Origin of the sequence: Bacillus sp. 5mfcol3.1 (assembly GCF_900114335.1) — a bacterium.
Lineage (GTDB): Bacteria > Bacillota > Bacilli > Bacillales > Bacillaceae_G > Bacillus_A > Bacillus_A thuringiensis_S.
On record NZ_FOST01000001.1, the window covers coordinates 108581 to 126831 of the forward strand.

Here is an 18251-nt window from a genome sequence, read left to right on the forward strand (position 1 = left end):
AATATCCAAAAATATAGATAGAAATCCGCTTTTATACCTTTCAATAAAAGAATACTAGCATTATATATTATAAGGAATACTTGTCCTTAATTGTAAATGAAAGGGGGGGATTGGTATGAGTTATGGCTATGGTCACCCTCCAAAAAAATGCTGTGAACATCATAATGAAACTTTATCAACGGGTATATTACGTAGACATTCCGCTACGTTATTTCTTACTGTGGATGCTATGAATGTTGATCCCGACGATACCCGTAGAGTAACTGTTGAAATGTTTGATTGGTCATCTGGTTCTCCGGTATTGTTACCATTAATAGACCCTTCAACGCAAACATTGCCACCTAATCGATATGTTACTTTTCGTTCAGCAGCTCTTCCTCCAGCACTTTTTGCTTATGAAGTAAGAATCATTCGTCCGAAAGATAGAGATGTTGTTACGAATGTTTTTGGTCTTAGTGCAATCGTATTTAACCCACAAGAAGGAAATAATGTTTTACAACATGATTTAGCAAAATTAGACCTTAAATAGCTTTTATAAAAATCTATTTATTGAGCATGATTAAAAAAAGAGTAGGATAATCCTACTCTTTTTTTAACGTTAACTAGAATTTTAAAAGAAATCCTTCATCATTTTAGCATCTTTAATATTCACTATCACACCTTCTACCTTATCTTTCTTCTCATTTTTAGCGATTGTAATTTGTTCCTTATTATCAACCCATACAAGAAATTCTTCTTTTGATTCATCTTTATATGTAACGGTAATAGTAGAATGTGCAGATTCTCTCTTTTTTTGATCTAAAGTGATTGTTTTAGGTGTCCCATTTTGAACTGCTGAAACGATAGATTTTATCATTTCTTCGTTATCTGTTTGAGATTTGGAAGTAGTATGATTTGTTGTTTTTAGTATTTCAATGTCTGAAATGTTTGCGGAGTTTAATTGAAAGGTATGTTGTGTGTGTTCTTGCTTAACTTGTGAAGCTTTATCTGTAGCCGAGGTGTTTGTACAATCTATTAAAGTGAAAGATAGAGCGGTTAGAGCGCATATAGATATGATTTTTTTCATAGTATCCCTCCTCAAATTAAAACATAATAATTTTCTGTTAATTTAGGTGGTTATTGTAAGGAGAAGATGTTTTAAAGTGGTAAATGATGTTGTTCATTTTCTATTAAAATTAAAATTCACATAACTTTTTTCATATTTTATGTTTAACATTTCGAAAATAGGTGTACTACATATAATATAACAAATAATTCATTTTAAAGGAGGAAGTTAAAGATGGAAACGAAGTATAGTAAACCTTTTGTATATGAATTTATTACGGAGAAAGAGGTCATGAATGCGGCAAATGATCTAGTGAAGAAAGGAATAGAACAAAAAGATATTTACGTGTTAACACATGAGAAAGAGAGGACAGATAGAATCGCAGATAATGCAGACGTGAACACGATTGGAATAAAAGAGGAAGGACTTGGGACAAGCATTATTAACGTCTTTCAAAAAACGGGAGATCAGTTAAGAAATAAGATGCAGGAGTTAGGGCTTAATGAGGAAGAAGCAAACTTCTACGAAGAAAAGCTAGATGAAGGGAAAATCTTGTTATTCGTTAAGGATTTAGAAAGAGTCGGTGAATGGTTACACGAAAGAAGATGCATGTATTCTATTTAATTTTGTACCCTTTACATCTATAAATCTATTACGAAAAGGAGATGGGAAATATGAGTGAGAGCGGGCTGAAAGAACAAATTACTGGTAAAGTTGAAAAGAAAAAAGGGCAATTAAAAGAAGGAATTGGTGAAGTTACAGAAGATAGAGAGTTGAAAAATGAAGGGAAGTGGGAGAAGACGAAGGGAACTATAAAAGAAAAAGTCGGAAAAGTGAAACAAAAGATAAGTGATGGATTGGATAATAAAGAATGATACATGTTTATCAAGCTTTGGTTACATACCAAAGCTTGATAAATCAAATATAAAAACAATATAGGAGGTTTAATTGTGGGACTTATTATTACGTGTATTGTAGGTGGACTTATTGGTGCGTTAGCTGGAATGATTACAGGAAAAGACTTTCCTTTAGGTATAGTTGGTAATGTAATTGCTGGTTTAATTGGATCTTGGGTAGGTAGTGCGTTATTTGGTCATTGGGGTCCTGAATGGGGAGGCATTTTCGTTCTTCCAGCGTTATTAGGTGCAATCGTCTTTATTTTAATCGTTACATTCTTCTCTAGAATGCTGCGGAAAGCGTAAGTATGATAATAAATAGTAATCTTAAGTTTATTATATATAGCTATAAAGTTAATGAACTGATAAATATACATAAAAAAGCATCCGATTAAAATAATTGGATGTTTTTTTATGTAATCTGCATAGGAAAGAGTGGAGGATGAAGAACCCCCACTCATTAAAATTACACTTTCTATTATGTATTAAACCATCGTTACTTTTTCACAATTATTTATTTTTACGACTTGCCTCGGTTCTATATGAGATAAGTCCTCGCTATTACCTATATCAACTACAATTGTATTTGTTAGTATGTTAATAATGGAACCAACTAACGTTGTAGCATGATCGTGTCGATAAGAAAATTGAACAAAATCTCCCTTTTTAAAGTTGTGCTCTTCCATAGATAGATCCCCCTAAAAATAATGTTTATACATTATACATACACAAATTTATAAGGTTTAAACATTCGGTAGTATTTTTTAAGTGTTAAGCCGAGAAAGGTGTAGAAAATTTATTTATAATGAAAATAAAAAAATATGTTTAAAACTAATTTTTATGGGTAATTAAATAGTAAAAGTTTGAGATAAGGGGGCGGAAATGATGAATTTGGAAATAAATATTTTGCAAAATGATGTAGGTTATACGGTACAACTTAATGGTGAGATTGATGCGTATACGGCATCAGATTTAAAAAATAAGGTAATGCCTATTACAAGCGAAAAAGAGGTTCATATTGTAGTAGATTTTCATAACGTAGATTATATGGATAGTACTGGTTTAGGTGTTTTTATAGCGCTATTAAAAGCAGTTAAGAAAAATGATGGAAAACTAGAGTTTATCGGTGTATCTAAAAGATTAAAAAGATTATTCGATATTACAGGGTTAACAGAAATATTAAATTTGAATTCCGATTTTGAAAAAGTAGAAAGAAGGTGACTAGGGATGATGGAGAGATTTGAAAAGATAGAAATGAAAATTCCTGCAAAGGCAGAATATGTGGCTATTATTCGTTTAACAATGGCTGGTGTTGCGAATCGAATGGGCTTTGCTTATGACGATATAGAAGATATGAAAATTGCTATTAGTGAAGCATGTACAAACATTGTACAACATGCATACAAAGAAGACGTTGGAGAAATTACAATTGTCTTTGGCTTATATGAAGATCGATTAGAAATTATGGTTGCGGATAATGGGGTTAGCTTTGATTTTAATAGCTTAAAAAGGAAAGTTGGTCCGTATGATATTAGTAAACCAGTAGAACATTTGCCGGAAAATGGTTTAGGTTTATATTTAATCAATACGTTAATGGATGATATACAAATTATGCATGATGAGGGAATGACAGTTTTAATGACAAAATATATACAAAGAGAGCAGGTGGAGAATGATGGAAATCCAATCTCAACCTACAACTCTTACTAAAGAAGACGTTATTAAGCTAATTGCAGAATTCCAACAAAACCAATGTAATGAAGCGCAGGAAAGGTTAGTTGATCATTATAAAAATCTCGTATATTCCATTGCATATCGTTATTCAAAAGGCGGGCCGATGCATGAGGATATTATACAAGTAGGTATGTTAGGGCTCTTAGGTGCAATAAGAAGGTATGATTATTCGATAGGGAATGCTTTTGAGCCTTTTGCAATACCTACGATAGTAGGGGAAATAAAGAAGTATTTACGCGATAAAACTTGGGGCATTCACGTTCCAAGACGAATTAAAGATTTGGGCGGGAAAATTAAACTTGCGATAGAGGAGTTAACAGATCACCTGCAACGTTCGCCGAAGATTATAGAAATCGCAAATCATTTAGGACTATCGGAAGAGGAAGTTCTAGAGATTATGGATGCGAAAAATAATTATCGAGTATCTTCCTTAGATGATGTAGTTGAAAATGCATCTGATGGTAGTTCGGTAGCGAGAATTGAATCTGTAGGTGAAGTAGAGCAAGGATATGAAGAGACAGAAAGGCGTCTCGTTTTAAAGGATATTTTTAACGTATTAAATGATACGGAAAAGAGTGTTATTCATTATATATTTGGAGAAAATTTAAATCAAAAAGATACAGGGGAACGGTTAGGTATTTCACAAATGCACGTTTCTCGTATTAAAAGACAAGCGATAAGTAAATTGAAGCAAGCCGCATTTTTAGATACATAAAAATTAAAAATAATTATGTTTAAAACATGAGAAAAGGGGTACTTATTAAGTATAGGAGGAGATATGAAAATGTCACACGATGTGAAAGAACTAATCGAAGGATTGAATGAAGATTTAGCAGGAGAATACTCAGCAATTATTATGTATAACCATAATGCAGCTACAGTTTCTGGTATATATAGACAAGTGTTAAAACCTTTCTTTGAATCTGAAATTAGTGATGAACAAGGACATGCCCTATATTTAGCGGAGAAAATTAAGACGCTAGGTGGTACACCTACTACGATCCCTTTACCAGTGAAACAAGTAGAAGATGTTAGAGAAATGTTAGAATCCGCTAGACAATCAGAATATGAAACAATTAAGCGTTATGAAACGAGAAAAGAACAGGCAGCGAAATTAAATATGACAGAGTTAGTTGTAAAACTAGAAGATATGATTGCAGATGAAACTAATCATATGGAAGAATTAGATCGTCTTTTAAATGATAAAGCAATGGTGTTAAATTAAAAGTAGACATTTATAGAGTGAAAGAACAAATTCCTATTTCTAGGGGTTTGTTCTTTTGTTGTATAAATATGTTTGAGTAAGAAATTTTCATTTTGTAACTGAGTATGTAATACTAGAAAAATAGAAAATGATAATAGATTTACATTTTAAATAAGAAAAGGGGAAATAACTTGTGTCCATTTTAATTGTTGATGATAATCCGGTTAACATATTTGTAATTGAGAAGATTTTAAAACAAGCCGGATATCATGATCTTGTATCGCTCAATTCTGCACAAGAGCTCTTCGAATACATACAGTTTGGAAAAGATTCTTCCAGGCATAATGAAATTGATTTAATACTATTAGATATTATGATGCCTGAAATTGATGGACTTGAAGTTTGTAGGCGATTACAAAAAGAGGAGAAGTTTAAAGATATCCCTATTATTTTTGTTACAGCTTTAGAGGATGCAAATAAATTGGCCGAAGCTCTTGATATGGGGGCAATGGATTATATTACGAAACCTATAAATAAAGTTGAATTATTAGCACGTATGCGTGTAGCGTTACGCTTGAAATCAGAATTAAATTGGCATAAAGAACAAGAAGAAAATCTTCGGAATGAACTAGATTTAGCTACGCAAGTACAAAGAAACTTATTAAGTAGCCCATTAAGAGAAGATCATATAAAAATTGAAGCAAGTTACTTACCTTCATTTAAACTAGCTGGAGATATGTATTATTGGTATAAAATCGATGAAAATCGCTACGGTATTATATTATTAGATGTGATGGGACATGGTGTATCTGCTTCATTAGTTTGTATGTTTATTTCGTCTGTATTACGTGAAACAATTAAATGTTTAATTGATCCAGAACTCGTTATTAAAGAATTAAATAAATATATGACCCTTTTACATAATGAAAATGATAATATTCCTTATTATTTTACGGCGATATACTTAGTTGTTAATACAGAAGATAGAACAGTTGAATATGTCAATGCAGGGCATCCTTCTGGATATGTTTTAGTTGATGAAACAAATGTAGTTGAACTAGATCGCGGGAGTTGTGCTGTAGGATTTTTTGATGAAATAAAAGTTAAAAAGACAGTTATACCTTTTGAGAAGAACGCTCAAATATTATTGTTTACAGATGGTGTTCTTGAAGCAATTGCAAATGATGAATTTGAGTCTGAAGAGAAATTACGTACTTTTACAGAAAGAAAATGGGGAGATTTAGAAGGCGAGATAGAAGGGTTTTACAAGGAAGAACAAAAGAAAGCGCAATCAGATGATATGTGTCTAATTATGATACAAACGAATGCGAAATAAAAAGCGTATGAAATCCAAACAGAGGATTTCATACGCTTTTTATTTCGCATTAACGGGCAGTAAGACTCCTACCAAAAAAAATAGTCTGAAGCAAAGAAGGTAGGTGGGAGATCAACTGCCCGTAAATGCCCGATTGGTTCAACTAATAATCAGTGGGGGATACCCCCACTGATTAAAGTTTCACTTTATTGTATTTTTTGATAAATTTGTTCACTAGGATTAAATTGGGTATAATGCGGCATTATATTTGAAAAACGAAGAGTTTCTTTATTTCCTAAACATAGAAATCCATTGTGACTTAAGCTTTCATAAAATAGTTGCTGTACTTGATTTTGAAGTTTACTTGTAAAGTAAATTAAAACGTTACGACAAAGTATAATATGAAACTCGTTAAAAGATTGATCGGTTACTAAATTATGCTGTGCAAAAATAATGTTTTGTAACAGTGAAGGATTAAAATAAGCAAAACGATTATCTGTTGAATAATAGTTAGAAAATGCTTGTGTACCGCCAGCTTGTAAATAGTTTTTCGTATAAGTTTGCATTTTATTTAACGGGAGGATAGCTTGTTTTGCTTTTTCTAACACATTTGTATTCATATCTGTTGCGTAAATAACCGACTTTTCACTTAATCCTTCTTCGTGAAGTAAGATGGACATCGATAATACTTCTTCACCAGTTGCGCATCCAGCATGCCAAATTCTAATTTCAGGTTGCTTTTTCAATTCAGGAATAACATGCTCTCTTAGCGCTTTAAAAAAGGCAGGGTTACGGAACATCTCAGTTACATTAATCGAGAAATCATTTAATAACTGTTCTAAAACCCCTTCCTCGTGAATTACTTTTTCAATTAATTTTGAAATGGTTGGGATATTAGAGAGCTGCATTCGATTACAAATCCTTCTATAAATAGATGTGCGAGCATATTGGCGAAAATCAAATCCTGATAGTTTAAATACCGCTTCCAATAGTAATTCAATTTCTAAGTTCGTGCGCTCATCCGTATCTACTGATGGATCAAAATTATAATACTTATTTTCCACTCCAACTAAACCTCACTTATTTTATTAACCATACACTCATTACCGAATAGAGTTGATGTAGGTTTAATGGTTTACTTATATAATCTGAAGCGCCAGCAGATAAACATTTTTCCTTATCATTTGGCATTGCTTTAGCAGTTAATGCGATAATAGGTATTTCATGTAACCCTAAGTTCATTCGGATATTTTCCATCGTTTCATAACCGTCCATATTAGGCATCATAATATCCATTAAAATAAGGTCAATATTTGTATTGCTTTTTAGTATTTCTAAACACTCTATGCCGTTTTGGGCAGTAATAATGTTGGCATTTTGTTTTTTTAATGCATTTTGTAACGCAAATATATTTCGATGATCATCATCGACAATTAAAATGTTTTTCTCTTGGAAGACGTTATTTGTTTCGGTAGTAACGATAGTTTCTTCAACAACTTCAGCAGGAATAACATCTTCTATCGTTGCTGCGACTTCTAAATTGGATAACTGTATATCATGTAATCCATTTGGAAGGTTAGGAATATATACTGTGAAAGTACTACCTTCTCCTACATTACTCTCTAACGTAATCCAACCACCTAACAATCTAGCAAACTCTTTACAAATAGATAAACCTAGTCCTGTGCCACCATACTTTCGAATCGTTGCTCCATCTGCCTGTTGAAAGGCTTCGAAAATAAGTTGATGCTGTTCTTTAGCGATACCAATACCAGTATCTTTTACTGAAATTGTAATCCAATCTTTACTTATAGCCTGCATATCATGACTTAAATTGGTTGTTTCTATTGAATCGAAATGTAAAGAAACGGATCCTTTTTCCGTGAATTTAAATGCATTGGATAATAAGTTTTTAATAATTTGCTCAATCCGTTTTGCATCTGTATAAAACAGATCAGGAATCGTATCACTGTCTTCAATAGTAAATTCGACATTTTTTTGTGCAGCTATATGTAAAAAGTTTTGATGCATATTGGCTGCCATGTCACTTATGTTCGTTGCTTCAAAAATGATGTCTAGTTTGCCTGCTTCTACTTTAGATAAATCTAGTATGTCATTAATTAAAGTAAGTAAGTCTTTCCCTGATGAATGAATGACAGTTGCTAGTTCAATTTCATCATCCGATAAATGATTATCATGATTTTCTCTTAACATTTCAGATAATAGTAAAATACTATTTAACGGTGTGCGTAATTCATGTGACATATTTGCTAGGAACTCAGATTTGTATTTTGAGCTGCGTAACAACTCGCTTGCTTTTTCTTCTAATTCTGATTTGGTAATTTGTAAGTCAGCTGTCTTTTGTTCAGCTTCTTCAGTTCTAGACTCTAATTGTTCATTCGTTGTTCGTAATTCTTCCGCTTGCATTTGTAGTTCTTCCGCTTGCGTTTGTAATTCTTCTGATTGAACTTGTAACTCTTCTGTCATTGCTTGTGATTCATGTAAAAGAGTTTGAATTCGCATACGTCCTATAATGCTATGGATTGTTAAACCTAGATTATCAATAGTTTGTTGAATTAAATCTTGATGTAAGTCTGAAATCTCAGTTACACTTACTAACTCCATTACTGCAATCACCTCATCCTCAAATAAGATAGGGATGACTAGTAGATTTTTAGGACGTATTTCTAATACTCCGCTAGTGACATAACGAAACTCTTCGGGTATATCCCTGAGAATAAAACTTTTCTTTTCTAAGGCAGACTGTCCAATGAAACCTTCACCCATTTTAATGGATTGTTTTCCAATATCAGCACCTTGATCGGCGAAAGAAGCTTTTTTCACATAGTAGACAGTTTCTTCATATTCTTCACGTACATAAAATGCACCGCAAGAAGTTTGCGTTTTTTGTATAATTCCACTAAGAATTTTTTTACCTAACATCTCAATAGAAGATACACCTTGATACATTAAAATTAATTCTGCAAGCTCAGTTTGTAACCACTCTCTTTTCGATATTTCGTCTAGTAAGTGGTTCGTTGTATGAGCAAGATCTTTTATTTCATCACGTGTGTTTACATGAATTCTTTCCGTGATTTTTTCTTTAGAAGAAATGGATTTAATAGCTTGAATTACATTTTTAATCGTTTTTGTAATGGAATTCGAAATATAGAGTGAAATGATAATAGAAATACAAGAAAGTAAGAACAATAAACTATATAACCAAATCTCTAATTTATTATTTTCAATATCTAATTGTGCTGCTCTTTTTTTCGTTAATTGCTCCTCAGTGCTACGGAAGTTAGTTACCTGTGACTGTAATGACTGAATTTGAGTCGTGTCGATTGTTTGTACATTATTACTATTATGATTTGCAATTAACGGGTGAATCTCTTTATTTATCCAACTAATAATATTTTCGTTAATCTGTTTTAATTTTTCTTGCTGAGATGGGTTATCCTCTAATAATGAGAAAAGATCTTGATAATGCTTTTCGTAATCCTTTTCCGCAGAATTAAGAGATTGTACGTAATTTGGATTATTAGAAATGATAAACCCTTTCGCTTTATTTTCAATTGTTAGTAAATCTTTCTCCACTTGATTTGTTAAATTGAGAACTTTAAAATCGTGATCAATAATAAAATTACGAGATTTTTGTAAATTAGAAATCTCATTGTTCAACATAATGAAAGAAACAAGTAAGAACAAAATGATAACTAAATAACCAGCCATAATTTTGTAGCGAATACTAAATTTTGCTTTCGAGTTCATTAAAAATTCCTACCTTCAAGGTTATTAAAACTTTTCTATTTTAAAGAATGAAAAACGTAATATATATTATATCAGTTTTCATAAGGCCAAACTAGAAATCCCCCTATTGTATTAGGGGGTTCTTTTTTTATAGAGGAAATCATTTTGAAATATAAAAACATATATGAAAGGTAGTAAACGAGGGAATAGAGGATAACAAACATTCTAAGAAGGGAAGAGTGTTCTTAAAGCTCTTTTTGCATCTATTCCTTCAAAAATAAATAATATAAGATCTTTCTTTTTTACAGTAAGGAAAAAGGATACTAGAGTGCTTAAGTTTTTAATAGAAGTAAGTGCTCCGTGTTTACCTATAAATACATTCGTTTGAAATGTTGTCATTAAAGCATAAAAATGATGAATCTGAGTTATTGTAGGTGTTTCATTATAAGAAATAGTAGTAGAGTGAATGGCGTTCATCGTAATATTCCTTTCCATATAGTAAGCATAACAATATAAACATACCCGTTTTAAAAAATGTTAAACATATAAATAAGAAAAAATATAAGTATAGTTTTTTTACGTTTAGAAAAGGTTAGGAAGGGTATACATATACTACAAAGAGATTGATTGAAGATGAATTGTAAGATGTCTATGTTTAGTAGATTAGTCTATCAAAATATACTTTTACTTTAAATAAAAAGGAGCCTGGTATACATGAATGAAATGATGATTAATATTACATTTGATTTAATTTACTTGTTAAGTAGTTCACTTGTAGTGCTTTTACTATTCGCTTTCTTCGTAAATGGTTATGTTAATAAGAAAATTAGTGTATACAGAAATGAAGAAAAATAAAAATACATTATATAAAACTTTAGGAGGTTAATAGTTATGAATGTAGATAGAAAAATAGTAGGTGTTTTTAGAACAATTGATGATGCGGCACTCGTTATTAATGAATTAAATGATAAAGGATACTCAGCGGATAACATTTCAGCTATTGCGAAAGATCAAAAGGAAATTGAACATCTAGAAGAAAAATCGGGTGAAAAAGTGAATAGCGAAACTGCACATAAAGCAGATATCTTTTCAGCGACAGGGCTTGTAGCTGGAGGGGTAGCAGGCGGGCTTGGTGGTTTATTAACAGGTCTTGGTGTACTTGCCGTTTCTGGAATGGGTCCAATCGTAGCAGCAGGACCGATCGCAGCAGCTATTGGAGGAGCCGGTATTGGCGGTGGAGCTGGAAGTTTAATAGGGGCATTTATCGGCTTAGGAATCCCTGAAGACCATGCTAAGAAATATGAAGAGTATATTTACGATGGAAATATATTAATTTTAGTAGATGCAAAATTAGATGATAAGTTAGAAATCTATAAAATATTTGATAAGCATAATGCCTATAACTCTGATTTCTTTAAATAAAATATAAACAAAGTGAATATCGTTTTTTGATCTTACAACTTTGGCGCGGCCGAGGAGTCGTATGACTATAAGAGAGGAAGGGCTTATAGTAAAAGATCAAGTTCTATCATGTTATTTAAAAGGGAAGAGGTGCCTTTTCGTGATTGTAAAAATATTAAAGGATAGCAGTAATAGTTTCCTTTGTACAGTTCAAAACAAAAATGGAGACCAGTATGTGAAAAAATGGTTTCGTAAACATGAAAATAACAAAGAATTAGGGCGACCAACTTTTAAAGAAGTAGAAAAGGATTGGAAAGAAAATAGAGAATCGTTTATGTATCCCAATATTAAAGCACTTTATTAAAATTAAACATAATGCGCGCTTTATTATTACAAAACTGTCACATTCCTGTAAGGTAATTCAATGGATTAGATACTTTTTCCATGTCATAATAAAGACATAAGAAAGCTTATCAAAACTACAACTTATTAGGAGAGTGTCAGTCATGATTGTAACAACAACGTCTGGAATTCAAGGTAAAGAAATTATTGAGTATATCGATATTGTAAATGGTGAAGCTATTATGGGTGCAAATATTGTCCGCGATTTATTCGCTTCAGTTCGTGATGTTGTCGGTGGTCGTGCTGGTTCTTATGAAAGCAAGCTAAAAGAAGCTCGTGATATCGCAATGGATGAAATGAAAGAACTTGCAAAACAAAAAGGTGCGAACGCTATCGTTGGTATTGACGTAGATTACGAAGTTGTTCGTGATGGAATGTTAATGGTTGCTGTAAGTGGTACAGCTGTACGTATATAAGTAAATAAAAAACAGGCTCACCCCTTGAAGTTTATGCTTTGAGGGGGTTTTTTGTTTTTAAGTTGTAGAAGTAAACTCCAGTTACAAGGGTAAAATGAAAAAGAGACAGTGATGCTACATATATGTAATGTGAGTGCAAACTTTATAATAAAGTTGTTATTTGAGATAATGGAAGAATTAGTGGTATAAATAATTTTATAGATAATAATCAAAATAGAGAAGACAGAATGTTCATGGATGGAATAGTTAAGGGGATTTTCCAATCTGTAATAAAAAACGGAGGTACCGAGAGCGTTTTACAGATGTCTACTACATAAAATTTATAATGGATTGGAGGCAATTTTTATGTTTTGGTTAGGAGGCTTTTTAGGATACATTGTAGGTTCTATTACTACATGTGCGCTACTTTACTTTGGTTATAGAGCCGAGAAGAACAAAAAAGCGGATATGCGAAAGAAAGAGGAGAGAAACATCAATAAAAAAGGTGTATAGGATGTGGAAGAAAAATTGATAACATTGATGCAAAAATAAAGGACAGTACATATTGTATATGACTACTATGTACTGTTCCGCTTATTCTTTTTGGATTATGAGAGGTTGTTTCCTGTCTTGCTATAAAATTTATAGGCAAAAAAACCAAATAAATAGCCTATTCCGGATCCTAAACTAATTGAAAGTAGTGAGAAATCTGGGGAAAACATGCCGAAAATCAAACCAATTATACAGCCGACAAGCATTCCTATAGGTATGAAACTGTCTAATAACAGTTGAGTCTCTTTTGATTTTTTCTTACCCAATTTGCCGTGCTTATATTTATGTTCCAATCTTTTTATTACAAATACTACAATTCCCCCGACTAGTATAATAGGCCAAATTGCCGAAATGAACCACATGTTAGAAGCTCCTTTTACCTTTCAATATAATTGTACCAAAAAATTATAATTATAGACTGCTAAACGTACTATCTAGTCTATTTAAAAGGTAAATGCAAAAGACTTCTTCTTTTGCATTTAATAACTCGTCAAAAACACTTTCCGATACGATAAACTTAACTAAATCTATACAATTCAATCAAATTTACACAAGTTAGTGCTTCAAAGTGTTCTCGCAGCCCCAAAGGGACGAGGGGTATAACACTCCACACGAGGCAGTATCGTTACCTCATATTATCAAGCATTTATTTTACCCATCTTGATAAATTTATCGACGCATTTACATCCCTATCGTGATAGCTATTGCATGAAGCACAACGCCACTCACGAATCTTTAAACTCCACTGTCCTTCTGGTTGAACTGAATGGTCGTATTTAACGCCGCAACATGAGCAAATCTTGCTTGAAGCGAACCATTTATCAGCTTTTACATACGCAATGCCGTACTTCTCGCACTTGTATGACAAACATTGAAAGAAGAAGTTTAATTTTTGAAATGAAAATGCTTTCGATAGTTTTTTGTTTTTTAACAGGTTTGAGATAGATAAGTCTTCCACAACAATCCTCATTGGTTTGGTTTTCACCAATTTAGCTGTTGCTTGATGGATATGGTTATTTCGGATATTCATAATTTTCCTAGATAACCGCAGGTGCTCAGCTTTCGCTTTTTCATATCCAGCAGATTGAATTTTCACACCTTTTTTAAATCTCCTAGACATATCTCTTTGCGCTGACTTTTTCCTTTTCAAAAGTTTTTTAACCTTGGCATCTTTGTTTATATTTCGTTCTTTCGTACCATTAGAAGCTACAAACAGCTCTTTTAAACCAACATCCACACCAATCGACTCATCGGTTAGTTCTTGTGATTCAAAGTCTTCTTGGAACCCTACACTAATCCACCAGTGACGACCGTCAAAGGTAACTCTTGGGTTGGATGTTTTTTTATTTCTTGGTAGTTGTTGGCTTGTTTTCACTTCTCCAATAGACTGAATATGAACTACTTTCTTTCCTATAACCAGTCTTTCATAATTGGCATAAAATCCTTGGATTAAATCTTTTTTGGATTTATAAGAAGTGTGATAACCATTTTTGTACTTTTTGAACGAATGTTTTCTCGCCGTATCAAAATCTTTTGAAGCCTGTTTGGGAACTTGTGCGTTGATGTCATTTAACCACTCATATCTCTTTCGCTTCTTGATCTTTGTAAATCGTTTCTGTAAAGCTAACTGTGAAACAGATTTTCCAAATAGCTTATAGTATCTATCACTCATTCTTTTACAATAGTTATAAGCGAATCTTGCAGCACCGGCATGTTTTTTTAGCACTTGTTCTTGTTCAGGCGTTGGAATTAGTCTGACTTTCTTCGCCAATATCATCAGAATGTAACTCCTTTAATAAAGATTTGTTCTTCTGAATCGTAGCGTGTTCCACCAGCATTCTCGTAAGACTACTCGGATGCAAACCTGTTAATTCCGATACTTGACTAACTCGTGAAAATTTCATTATTATTCTCACCTCATCGAACCAAACGTAGCACGTACGTTCGATAAAATCAATGAAGTTTGATAGATTCAATAAAATTTATCTTGTTCAACTAAGGGCGCAATTCCTTAGCCAGTTCTCTTATGAACTTCTCATGTTTTCACATGAGCGCAGACTATATGTTTATCTACTTAGAGATAGAGGATTTTTCCACCACCATAGGCTTGTGATGTACTCTCGTCAGTTATACGAGATAGTCGTTGAACGTTCATCTTATCACTTTTGACTTAGATGATTCGAGGCGGAAGACCCATTGTTCTAGTGTTTAGGATTTAACCTTGCACAATCTGATTGATTTTTTCTGCTTTCGCGACATTCACGCTCACTATTTCTAGCCACGTTGTAGTTCAATCAGCTTTAGGGATTGCCCGCAGTTAACCCTCACTACTAGCCAATCACTTGACTAGCAGGGCTTACTGATATATTTAATTAACTTTCGTTATAATTGGTTAAATAAATCGTAACAGTTAGTTACCCTTTCGTTTTCTCAGCGGACTGTACAACATCAACTGCCGCTTTCACATCCGCTAATCCATACGTAGAATGTACTTTCATAAAACGTAATTGCTTATTTTCTACTAAGTGAATTAAATGACGAAACGTCTCTTGCCATTTATATGGTGACACTTCTTTATTCCAATGTCGTAAATGAAATATGTTCGCGTGCACTTTTGCTTTCGTGACAATCTCTGCCCAGTTAACTTGTACACCTGATAGAAGACCGATCGTTAAAAAGTGCCCGTTTGGACGTACTGAGAAAGCTAATTCATTTCCATCCGGTCCCCCGATAGAATCAATTGCAGCATCCGCGCCGAGCCCGTTCGTTAATTCCATAACGGTTTCATAAAGCGGGGTAGTGGAAGTATCGATTACATATGCAGCACCTAGGCGCAGTAACTCCTCTGTATGCTTATTATTTCTTGTCACGGCAATGAGTCGGAAGTTTAAAATTTGTGATAACTGCGCAAAAAGATGACCAATTGCGGATCCACAAGCATTCACTAATAAAACATCATTACGTTGTAAGTTTAGCGTTTCTGTACATGTAACCCACGCCGTAAGAGGATTAATATACATTTGTGCCGCTGTGAAATCATCGATGGAATCAGGAATAGGAACTACAAAGTCAGCTGATGTTTTCACATATTCTTGCCAAGTACCTTCCCCGCGTAACGGTAACACACGTTTACCGATAAGCTCTCTAGAAACAAAAGCTCCTACATCTTCTACAATACCAACACCTTCATAACCAGGTATGTTAGGTAAAGGGATTCTATGTGCGTATGCTCCAGTGATGGGAATTAAGTCAGATGGATTAATAGGTCTAACTAGCATACGAACGAAAACTTCATTATCTTTCAGTGGTTCTATATTTTTATATTCAACTTGTAATACGTCTTTTGGATTGCCAAACTTATGAAATTGAATGCATGTTCCGTCCAACATAAATGTTCCCCCTTAGTTTGATTGGGTTTATTATAGCATTTTTGGTTTGGGCGATTATTTTGTTAGTGATAAATAGGTTTTTTAATTTACGTATTTATCGGAATTTTATAAAATGTTTATAGAACTATAAAATGGGGGGATTTCTTCATGTGTACTAGTTTGACGTTACAAACAAAAAATTTCCAACATCTTTTTGGGAGAACAATGGATTTCACATTAGATATGAATCAAGAAGTAATAATCATTCCTCGGCGTTATCAGTGGAAAAATATAACTGGTGAAACGATCCGAGCGAAAAAGGCTGTTGTCGGAATGGGAATTAATTTTGGAGGAAGGGTCATGATGGCGGACGGAGTAAATGAAACTGGTATGACATGTGCAACTCTCTATTTCCCAGGATTTGCTACTTATAGTAATCATATAGATAGCAATAAAACGAATGTAGCGCCATTTGATTTTGTGACTTGGAGCCTCACGCAGTTCAATTCTGTTGAAGAATTAAGAAAATATATTGATAACATTGCCTTTATAGATGTGCCATTACCAGTTTTAGGAATTACGCCACCGCTACATTGGATTTTAGCAGATAAATCGGGAGCGTGTATTGTACTTGAGCCGACAGTTGATGGAATAAAAGTGTATGACAATCCAATAGGAGTAATGACTAATAGTCCCGAGTTTAATTGGCATTTACAAAATTTAAGACAATATATTGGACTTAAATCGCAGCCATTTGCGCCAACTGAGTGGGGAGATGTACCATTAAGTGCTTTTGGCCAAGGTTCAGGAACGATGGGACTTCCTGGAGATTTCACCCCGCCATCAAGATTTGTACGGGCAGCATATGGCAAACAAAACATTCAAAGTATAGAGAACGAAGAAGAGGGGATATCGGCTATTTTTCATATCTTATCAAATTGTGAGGTTCCTAAGGGGGCAGTAATAACAGAAGACGGTATATTAGATAATACGATCTATACAAGTGCAATGTGTATGGAGTCTGGAACATATTATTACCATACTTACGATTGTAGACAAATTATAGCCATTCATTTATTCAATGAAGATTTAGATACAGCTGAGATTAAAACGTATCCGTTCCAGCGGAAGCAAAAAATCTTTTATGAAAACTGATAAAAACACCTCCATTGAATTTGCATACTTAGTATGCGAATTCGGGAGGTGTTTTTCTATTAAGCCGAAGCTTTCTTCATTCTCTCAAGTAAACTAGATAACACATGCGTACGATACGATTCTAGTTTTTTACCTTCATAAGTACGGATACCTAATTTTTTAAGTTCTTTTACATACCAACCTTTGCTTCCGAAATACATGTGATCGCTCCCCTTCAACTTTGTTTTTATTTGTTCTGATTGCATATGGAGGTACAGGTAATATAATGAAGGAAATGAATTTCGCGCGAAAATGGTTAACTTTGTTGCAAAAGACATATATACTAAAGATAGTATACAACGAGGTGGACAAGACGTGATTATAGAGAAGCACGAAATTCAAATTGACCAAATTACTAGCGGTAAAGTGAATATCTTTACTTTCTATAGAAATAGAAAGCAAATTGATGATCATTTTTTACGATTGCAAGAACCATCGCTTACAGCAAACTACTTCTTCCATTTTCATTTTGATGCAGAGAGCTTGCATCTACTGCAGGAAGAGTTTCCAGGCGTATATCCGTACGACGGTAGTGAAACGATTCACGACTGGACGGAAAAGATGAAAGCTGAATTGCAACATCAGATCCAAACAGGTAAATGGAATAAACGCGTACGTATTGGTAATCGCATTCTAGATGTGGTGTTTACGTGGTGTGACGAAGATATAGTAGAGTGAAAAAGAAGCGGATGACGCTTCTTTTTTTAGCGCTGGAATAAAACGAGCTTACCTGCAGAAGATGTACAACGATGTGTTTTTTCATGCAATCCCTTTTCTTGTAAAATAGATTCACCTTTTGCTTTTGCTTCTTTTTCAGTTGCCGCCTCGAATGATTCGTCTAATGCTTTTGAACCATCTTTTTCAAAGACTGTTAGAACGTATACTCCCATGAAAATTCCCTCCAATAATTAAAATCAGAATCTTATAATTATTTTGACATAAAACGCTACAATATGCAAAGAAATATATGACATTGCGTGGTAAAATAGAATGAA

General features: G+C 33.4%; 26 protein-coding genes. 16 read left to right on the forward strand and 10 right to left on the reverse strand.

The features are described 5' to 3' along the window. Positions 1 to 115: 115 nt before the first annotated feature. On the forward strand, positions 116 to 529 hold the full coding sequence (locus BM089_RS00545) for a hypothetical protein (protein WP_000120208.1): 414 nt from the start codon (positions 116 to 118) through the stop codon (positions 527 to 529). An 81-nt stretch (positions 530 to 610) separates the two neighbouring features. Here BM089_RS00545 and BM089_RS00550 read toward each other — a convergent pair whose 3' ends face one another. Further along, the gene (locus BM089_RS00550) at positions 611 to 1066 is read right to left on the reverse strand and encodes a hypothetical protein (protein ID WP_090975708.1); all 456 of its coding nucleotides are present in this window, start codon (positions 1064 to 1066) and stop codon (positions 611 to 613) included. A 213-nt stretch (positions 1067 to 1279) separates the two neighbouring features. Here BM089_RS00550 and BM089_RS00555 point away from each other — a divergent pair, with 213 nt between their 5' ends. The 3 genes from BM089_RS00555 (at position 1280) to BM089_RS00565 (ending at position 2247) form a co-directional block, all read left to right on the forward strand. Further along, a complete protein-coding gene (locus BM089_RS00555) occupies positions 1280 to 1669 on the forward strand; it encodes a YflT domain-containing protein (RefSeq protein ID WP_016125605.1) in 390 nt (129 codons plus the stop codon). Positions 1670 to 1719: 50 nt separating this feature from the next. Next, entirely contained in the window at positions 1720 to 1920 is a 201-nt protein-coding gene (locus tag BM089_RS00560; protein WP_053565102.1) for a CsbD family protein, read from the forward strand. Positions 1921 to 1995: 75 nt separating this feature from the next. After that, the gene (locus BM089_RS00565) at positions 1996 to 2247 is read left to right on the forward strand and encodes a GlsB/YeaQ/YmgE family stress response membrane protein (protein ID WP_000522903.1); all 252 of its coding nucleotides are present in this window, start codon (positions 1996 to 1998) and stop codon (positions 2245 to 2247) included. Positions 2248 to 2426: 179 nt separating this feature from the next. Here the strand turns inward: BM089_RS00565 and BM089_RS00570 are convergent, their stop codons facing one another. Next, on the reverse strand, positions 2427 to 2627 hold the full coding sequence (locus tag BM089_RS00570) for a hypothetical protein (RefSeq protein ID WP_000391014.1): 201 nt from the start codon (positions 2625 to 2627) through the stop codon (positions 2427 to 2429). A gap of 196 nt (positions 2628 to 2823) precedes the next feature. Between BM089_RS00570 and rsbV the strand changes: the two genes are divergently transcribed. The 5 genes from rsbV (at position 2824) to BM089_RS00595 (ending at position 6215) form a co-directional block, all read left to right on the forward strand. Further along, complete coding sequence (gene rsbV / locus BM089_RS00575) at positions 2824 to 3162, forward strand: anti sigma b factor antagonist RsbV (RefSeq protein ID WP_002106052.1); 339 nt, start codon at positions 2824 to 2826, stop codon at positions 3160 to 3162. 6 nt (positions 3163 to 3168) lie between these two features. Next, positions 3169 to 3651 carry an anti-sigma B factor RsbW gene (gene rsbW, locus BM089_RS00580; protein WP_000970583.1) on the forward strand — a complete coding sequence of 161 codons (483 nt, stop codon included), beginning with the start codon at positions 3169 to 3171 and terminating at the stop codon, positions 3649 to 3651. Beyond that, positions 3614 to 4390: an RNA polymerase sigma factor SigB gene (gene sigB / locus BM089_RS00585; RefSeq protein WP_002153364.1), complete on the forward strand. Its 777-nt coding sequence runs from the start codon at positions 3614 to 3616 to the stop codon at positions 4388 to 4390. The genes rsbW and sigB overlap by 38 nt, the downstream gene beginning before the upstream one ends. Before the next feature lie 69 nt (positions 4391 to 4459). Next, positions 4460 to 4900: a ferritin-like domain-containing protein gene (locus BM089_RS00590; protein WP_000017755.1), complete on the forward strand. Its 441-nt coding sequence runs from the start codon at positions 4460 to 4462 to the stop codon at positions 4898 to 4900. Between the two features lie 172 nt (positions 4901 to 5072). After that, complete coding sequence (locus BM089_RS00595; RefSeq protein WP_029442048.1) at positions 5073 to 6215, forward strand: fused response regulator/phosphatase; 1143 nt, start codon at positions 5073 to 5075, stop codon at positions 6213 to 6215. A 185-nt stretch (positions 6216 to 6400) separates the two neighbouring features. Here the strand turns inward: BM089_RS00595 and BM089_RS00600 are convergent, their stop codons facing one another. From BM089_RS00600 to BM089_RS00610, 3 genes are all read right to left on the reverse strand, one after another. Continuing rightward, the gene (locus BM089_RS00600; protein ID WP_000429043.1) at positions 6401 to 7258 is read right to left on the reverse strand and encodes a CheR family methyltransferase; all 858 of its coding nucleotides are present in this window, start codon (positions 7256 to 7258) and stop codon (positions 6401 to 6403) included. A 16-nt stretch (positions 7259 to 7274) separates the two neighbouring features. Continuing rightward, positions 7275 to 9965, reverse strand: coding sequence for an ATP-binding protein (locus BM089_RS00605; protein ID WP_090975710.1), 2691 nt, complete (start codon positions 9963 to 9965; stop codon positions 7275 to 7277). Between the two features lie 204 nt (positions 9966 to 10169). Continuing rightward, positions 10170 to 10421: a hypothetical protein gene (locus tag BM089_RS00610; protein ID WP_053565099.1), complete on the reverse strand. Its 252-nt coding sequence runs from the start codon at positions 10419 to 10421 to the stop codon at positions 10170 to 10172. A gap of 237 nt (positions 10422 to 10658) precedes the next feature. On the opposite strand from BM089_RS00610, the gene BM089_RS30895 reads away from it, so the two are divergent. The 5 genes from BM089_RS30895 (at position 10659) to BM089_RS30900 (ending at position 12655) form a co-directional block, all read left to right on the forward strand. Then, positions 10659 to 10799, forward strand: a complete 141-nt coding sequence (locus tag BM089_RS30895; RefSeq protein WP_001004571.1) for a hypothetical protein — start codon at positions 10659 to 10661, stop codon at positions 10797 to 10799. Positions 10800 to 10835: 36 nt separating this feature from the next. Continuing rightward, on the forward strand, positions 10836 to 11366 hold the full coding sequence (locus BM089_RS00620) for a general stress protein (RefSeq protein ID WP_065228404.1): 531 nt from the start codon (positions 10836 to 10838) through the stop codon (positions 11364 to 11366). A gap of 139 nt (positions 11367 to 11505) precedes the next feature. Beyond that, positions 11506 to 11709, forward strand: coding sequence for a DUF4028 family protein (locus tag BM089_RS00625; RefSeq protein WP_139213189.1), 204 nt, complete (start codon positions 11506 to 11508; stop codon positions 11707 to 11709). A gap of 142 nt (positions 11710 to 11851) precedes the next feature. Further along, positions 11852 to 12163: a YbjQ family protein gene (locus BM089_RS00630; protein ID WP_000637510.1), complete on the forward strand. Its 312-nt coding sequence runs from the start codon at positions 11852 to 11854 to the stop codon at positions 12161 to 12163. Positions 12164 to 12508: 345 nt separating this feature from the next. Continuing rightward, on the forward strand, positions 12509 to 12655 hold the full coding sequence (locus tag BM089_RS30900) for a hypothetical protein (RefSeq protein ID WP_000498642.1): 147 nt from the start codon (positions 12509 to 12511) through the stop codon (positions 12653 to 12655). A 95-nt stretch (positions 12656 to 12750) separates the two neighbouring features. On the opposite strand, the gene BM089_RS00635 is transcribed toward BM089_RS30900, so the two are convergent. The 3 genes from BM089_RS00635 to BM089_RS00645 all read right to left on the reverse strand — a co-directional run bounded on the left by BM089_RS00635 (position 12751) and on the right by BM089_RS00645 (position 16083). Further along, positions 12751 to 13056, reverse strand: a complete 306-nt coding sequence (locus tag BM089_RS00635) for a hypothetical protein (protein WP_071731868.1) — start codon at positions 13054 to 13056, stop codon at positions 12751 to 12753. Between the two features lie 284 nt (positions 13057 to 13340). Further along, positions 13341 to 14471: an RNA-guided endonuclease InsQ/TnpB family protein gene (locus BM089_RS00640; RefSeq protein ID WP_090975714.1), complete on the reverse strand. Its 1131-nt coding sequence runs from the start codon at positions 14469 to 14471 to the stop codon at positions 13341 to 13343. Positions 14472 to 15108: 637 nt separating this feature from the next. Next, positions 15109 to 16083, reverse strand: coding sequence for a zinc-dependent alcohol dehydrogenase family protein (locus BM089_RS00645; protein ID WP_090975716.1), 975 nt, complete (start codon positions 16081 to 16083; stop codon positions 15109 to 15111). 147 nt (positions 16084 to 16230) lie between these two features. Between BM089_RS00645 and bsh the strand changes: the two genes are divergently transcribed. Beyond that, complete coding sequence (gene bsh / locus BM089_RS00650; RefSeq protein ID WP_090975718.1) at positions 16231 to 17217, forward strand: choloylglycine hydrolase; 987 nt, start codon at positions 16231 to 16233, stop codon at positions 17215 to 17217. Between the two features lie 59 nt (positions 17218 to 17276). On the opposite strand, the gene BM089_RS00655 is transcribed toward bsh, so the two are convergent. Continuing rightward, positions 17277 to 17417, reverse strand: coding sequence for a YflJ family protein (locus BM089_RS00655; protein WP_000273536.1), 141 nt, complete (start codon positions 17415 to 17417; stop codon positions 17277 to 17279). A 154-nt stretch (positions 17418 to 17571) separates the two neighbouring features. Here BM089_RS00655 and BM089_RS00660 point away from each other — a divergent pair, with 154 nt between their 5' ends. Beyond that, positions 17572 to 17934: a hypothetical protein gene (locus tag BM089_RS00660; RefSeq protein WP_000582776.1), complete on the forward strand. Its 363-nt coding sequence runs from the start codon at positions 17572 to 17574 to the stop codon at positions 17932 to 17934. A 26-nt stretch (positions 17935 to 17960) separates the two neighbouring features. Here BM089_RS00660 and BM089_RS00665 read toward each other — a convergent pair whose 3' ends face one another. Further along, the gene (locus BM089_RS00665) at positions 17961 to 18146 is read right to left on the reverse strand and encodes a YhzD family protein (protein ID WP_000539550.1); all 186 of its coding nucleotides are present in this window, start codon (positions 18144 to 18146) and stop codon (positions 17961 to 17963) included. Between the last annotated feature and the right edge of the window lie 105 nt (positions 18147 to 18251).

Excerpts from the sequence above, each read along its gene's own strand:
- BM089_RS00545 (WP_000120208.1), top strand. The coding sequence starts at position 116 with ATGAGTTATGGCTATGGTCACCCTCCAAAAAAATGCTGTGAACATCAT.
- BM089_RS00550 (WP_090975708.1), bottom strand. The coding sequence starts at position 1,066 with ATGAAAAAAATCATATCTATATGCGCTCTAACCGCTCTATCTTTCACT.
- BM089_RS00555 (WP_016125605.1), top strand. The coding sequence starts at position 1,280 with ATGGAAACGAAGTATAGTAAACCTTTTGTATATGAATTTATTACGGAG.
- BM089_RS00560 (WP_053565102.1), top strand. The coding sequence starts at position 1,720 with ATGAGTGAGAGCGGGCTGAAAGAACAAATTACTGGTAAAGTTGAAAAG.
- BM089_RS00570 (WP_000391014.1), bottom strand. The coding sequence starts at position 2,627 with ATGGAAGAGCACAACTTTAAAAAGGGAGATTTTGTTCAATTTTCTTAT.
- rsbV (WP_002106052.1), top strand. The coding sequence starts at position 2,824 with ATGATGAATTTGGAAATAAATATTTTGCAAAATGATGTAGGTTATACG.
- rsbW (WP_000970583.1), top strand. The coding sequence starts at position 3,169 with ATGATGGAGAGATTTGAAAAGATAGAAATGAAAATTCCTGCAAAGGCA.
- sigB (WP_002153364.1), top strand. The coding sequence starts at position 3,614 with ATGATGGAAATCCAATCTCAACCTACAACTCTTACTAAAGAAGACGTT.
- BM089_RS00590 (WP_000017755.1), top strand. The coding sequence starts at position 4,460 with ATGTCACACGATGTGAAAGAACTAATCGAAGGATTGAATGAAGATTTA.
- BM089_RS00605 (WP_090975710.1), bottom strand. The coding sequence starts at position 9,965 with ATGAACTCGAAAGCAAAATTTAGTATTCGCTACAAAATTATGGCTGGT.
- BM089_RS00610 (WP_053565099.1), bottom strand. The coding sequence starts at position 10,421 with ATGAACGCCATTCACTCTACTACTATTTCTTATAATGAAACACCTACA.
- BM089_RS30895 (WP_001004571.1), top strand. The coding sequence starts at position 10,659 with ATGAATGAAATGATGATTAATATTACATTTGATTTAATTTACTTGTTA.
- BM089_RS00620 (WP_065228404.1), top strand. The coding sequence starts at position 10,836 with ATGAATGTAGATAGAAAAATAGTAGGTGTTTTTAGAACAATTGATGAT.
- BM089_RS00630 (WP_000637510.1), top strand. The coding sequence starts at position 11,852 with ATGATTGTAACAACAACGTCTGGAATTCAAGGTAAAGAAATTATTGAG.
- BM089_RS30900 (WP_000498642.1), top strand. The coding sequence starts at position 12,509 with ATGTTTTGGTTAGGAGGCTTTTTAGGATACATTGTAGGTTCTATTACT.
- BM089_RS00635 (WP_071731868.1), bottom strand. The coding sequence starts at position 13,056 with ATGTGGTTCATTTCGGCAATTTGGCCTATTATACTAGTCGGGGGAATT.
- BM089_RS00640 (WP_090975714.1), bottom strand. The coding sequence starts at position 14,471 with ATGATATTGGCGAAGAAAGTCAGACTAATTCCAACGCCTGAACAAGAA.
- BM089_RS00645 (WP_090975716.1), bottom strand. The coding sequence starts at position 16,083 with ATGTTGGACGGAACATGCATTCAATTTCATAAGTTTGGCAATCCAAAA.
- bsh (WP_090975718.1), top strand. The coding sequence starts at position 16,231 with ATGTGTACTAGTTTGACGTTACAAACAAAAAATTTCCAACATCTTTTT.
- BM089_RS00655 (WP_000273536.1), bottom strand. The coding sequence starts at position 17,417 with ATGTATTTCGGAAGCAAAGGTTGGTATGTAAAAGAACTTAAAAAATTA.
- BM089_RS00665 (WP_000539550.1), bottom strand. The coding sequence starts at position 18,146 with ATGGGAGTATACGTTCTAACAGTCTTTGAAAAAGATGGTTCAAAAGCA.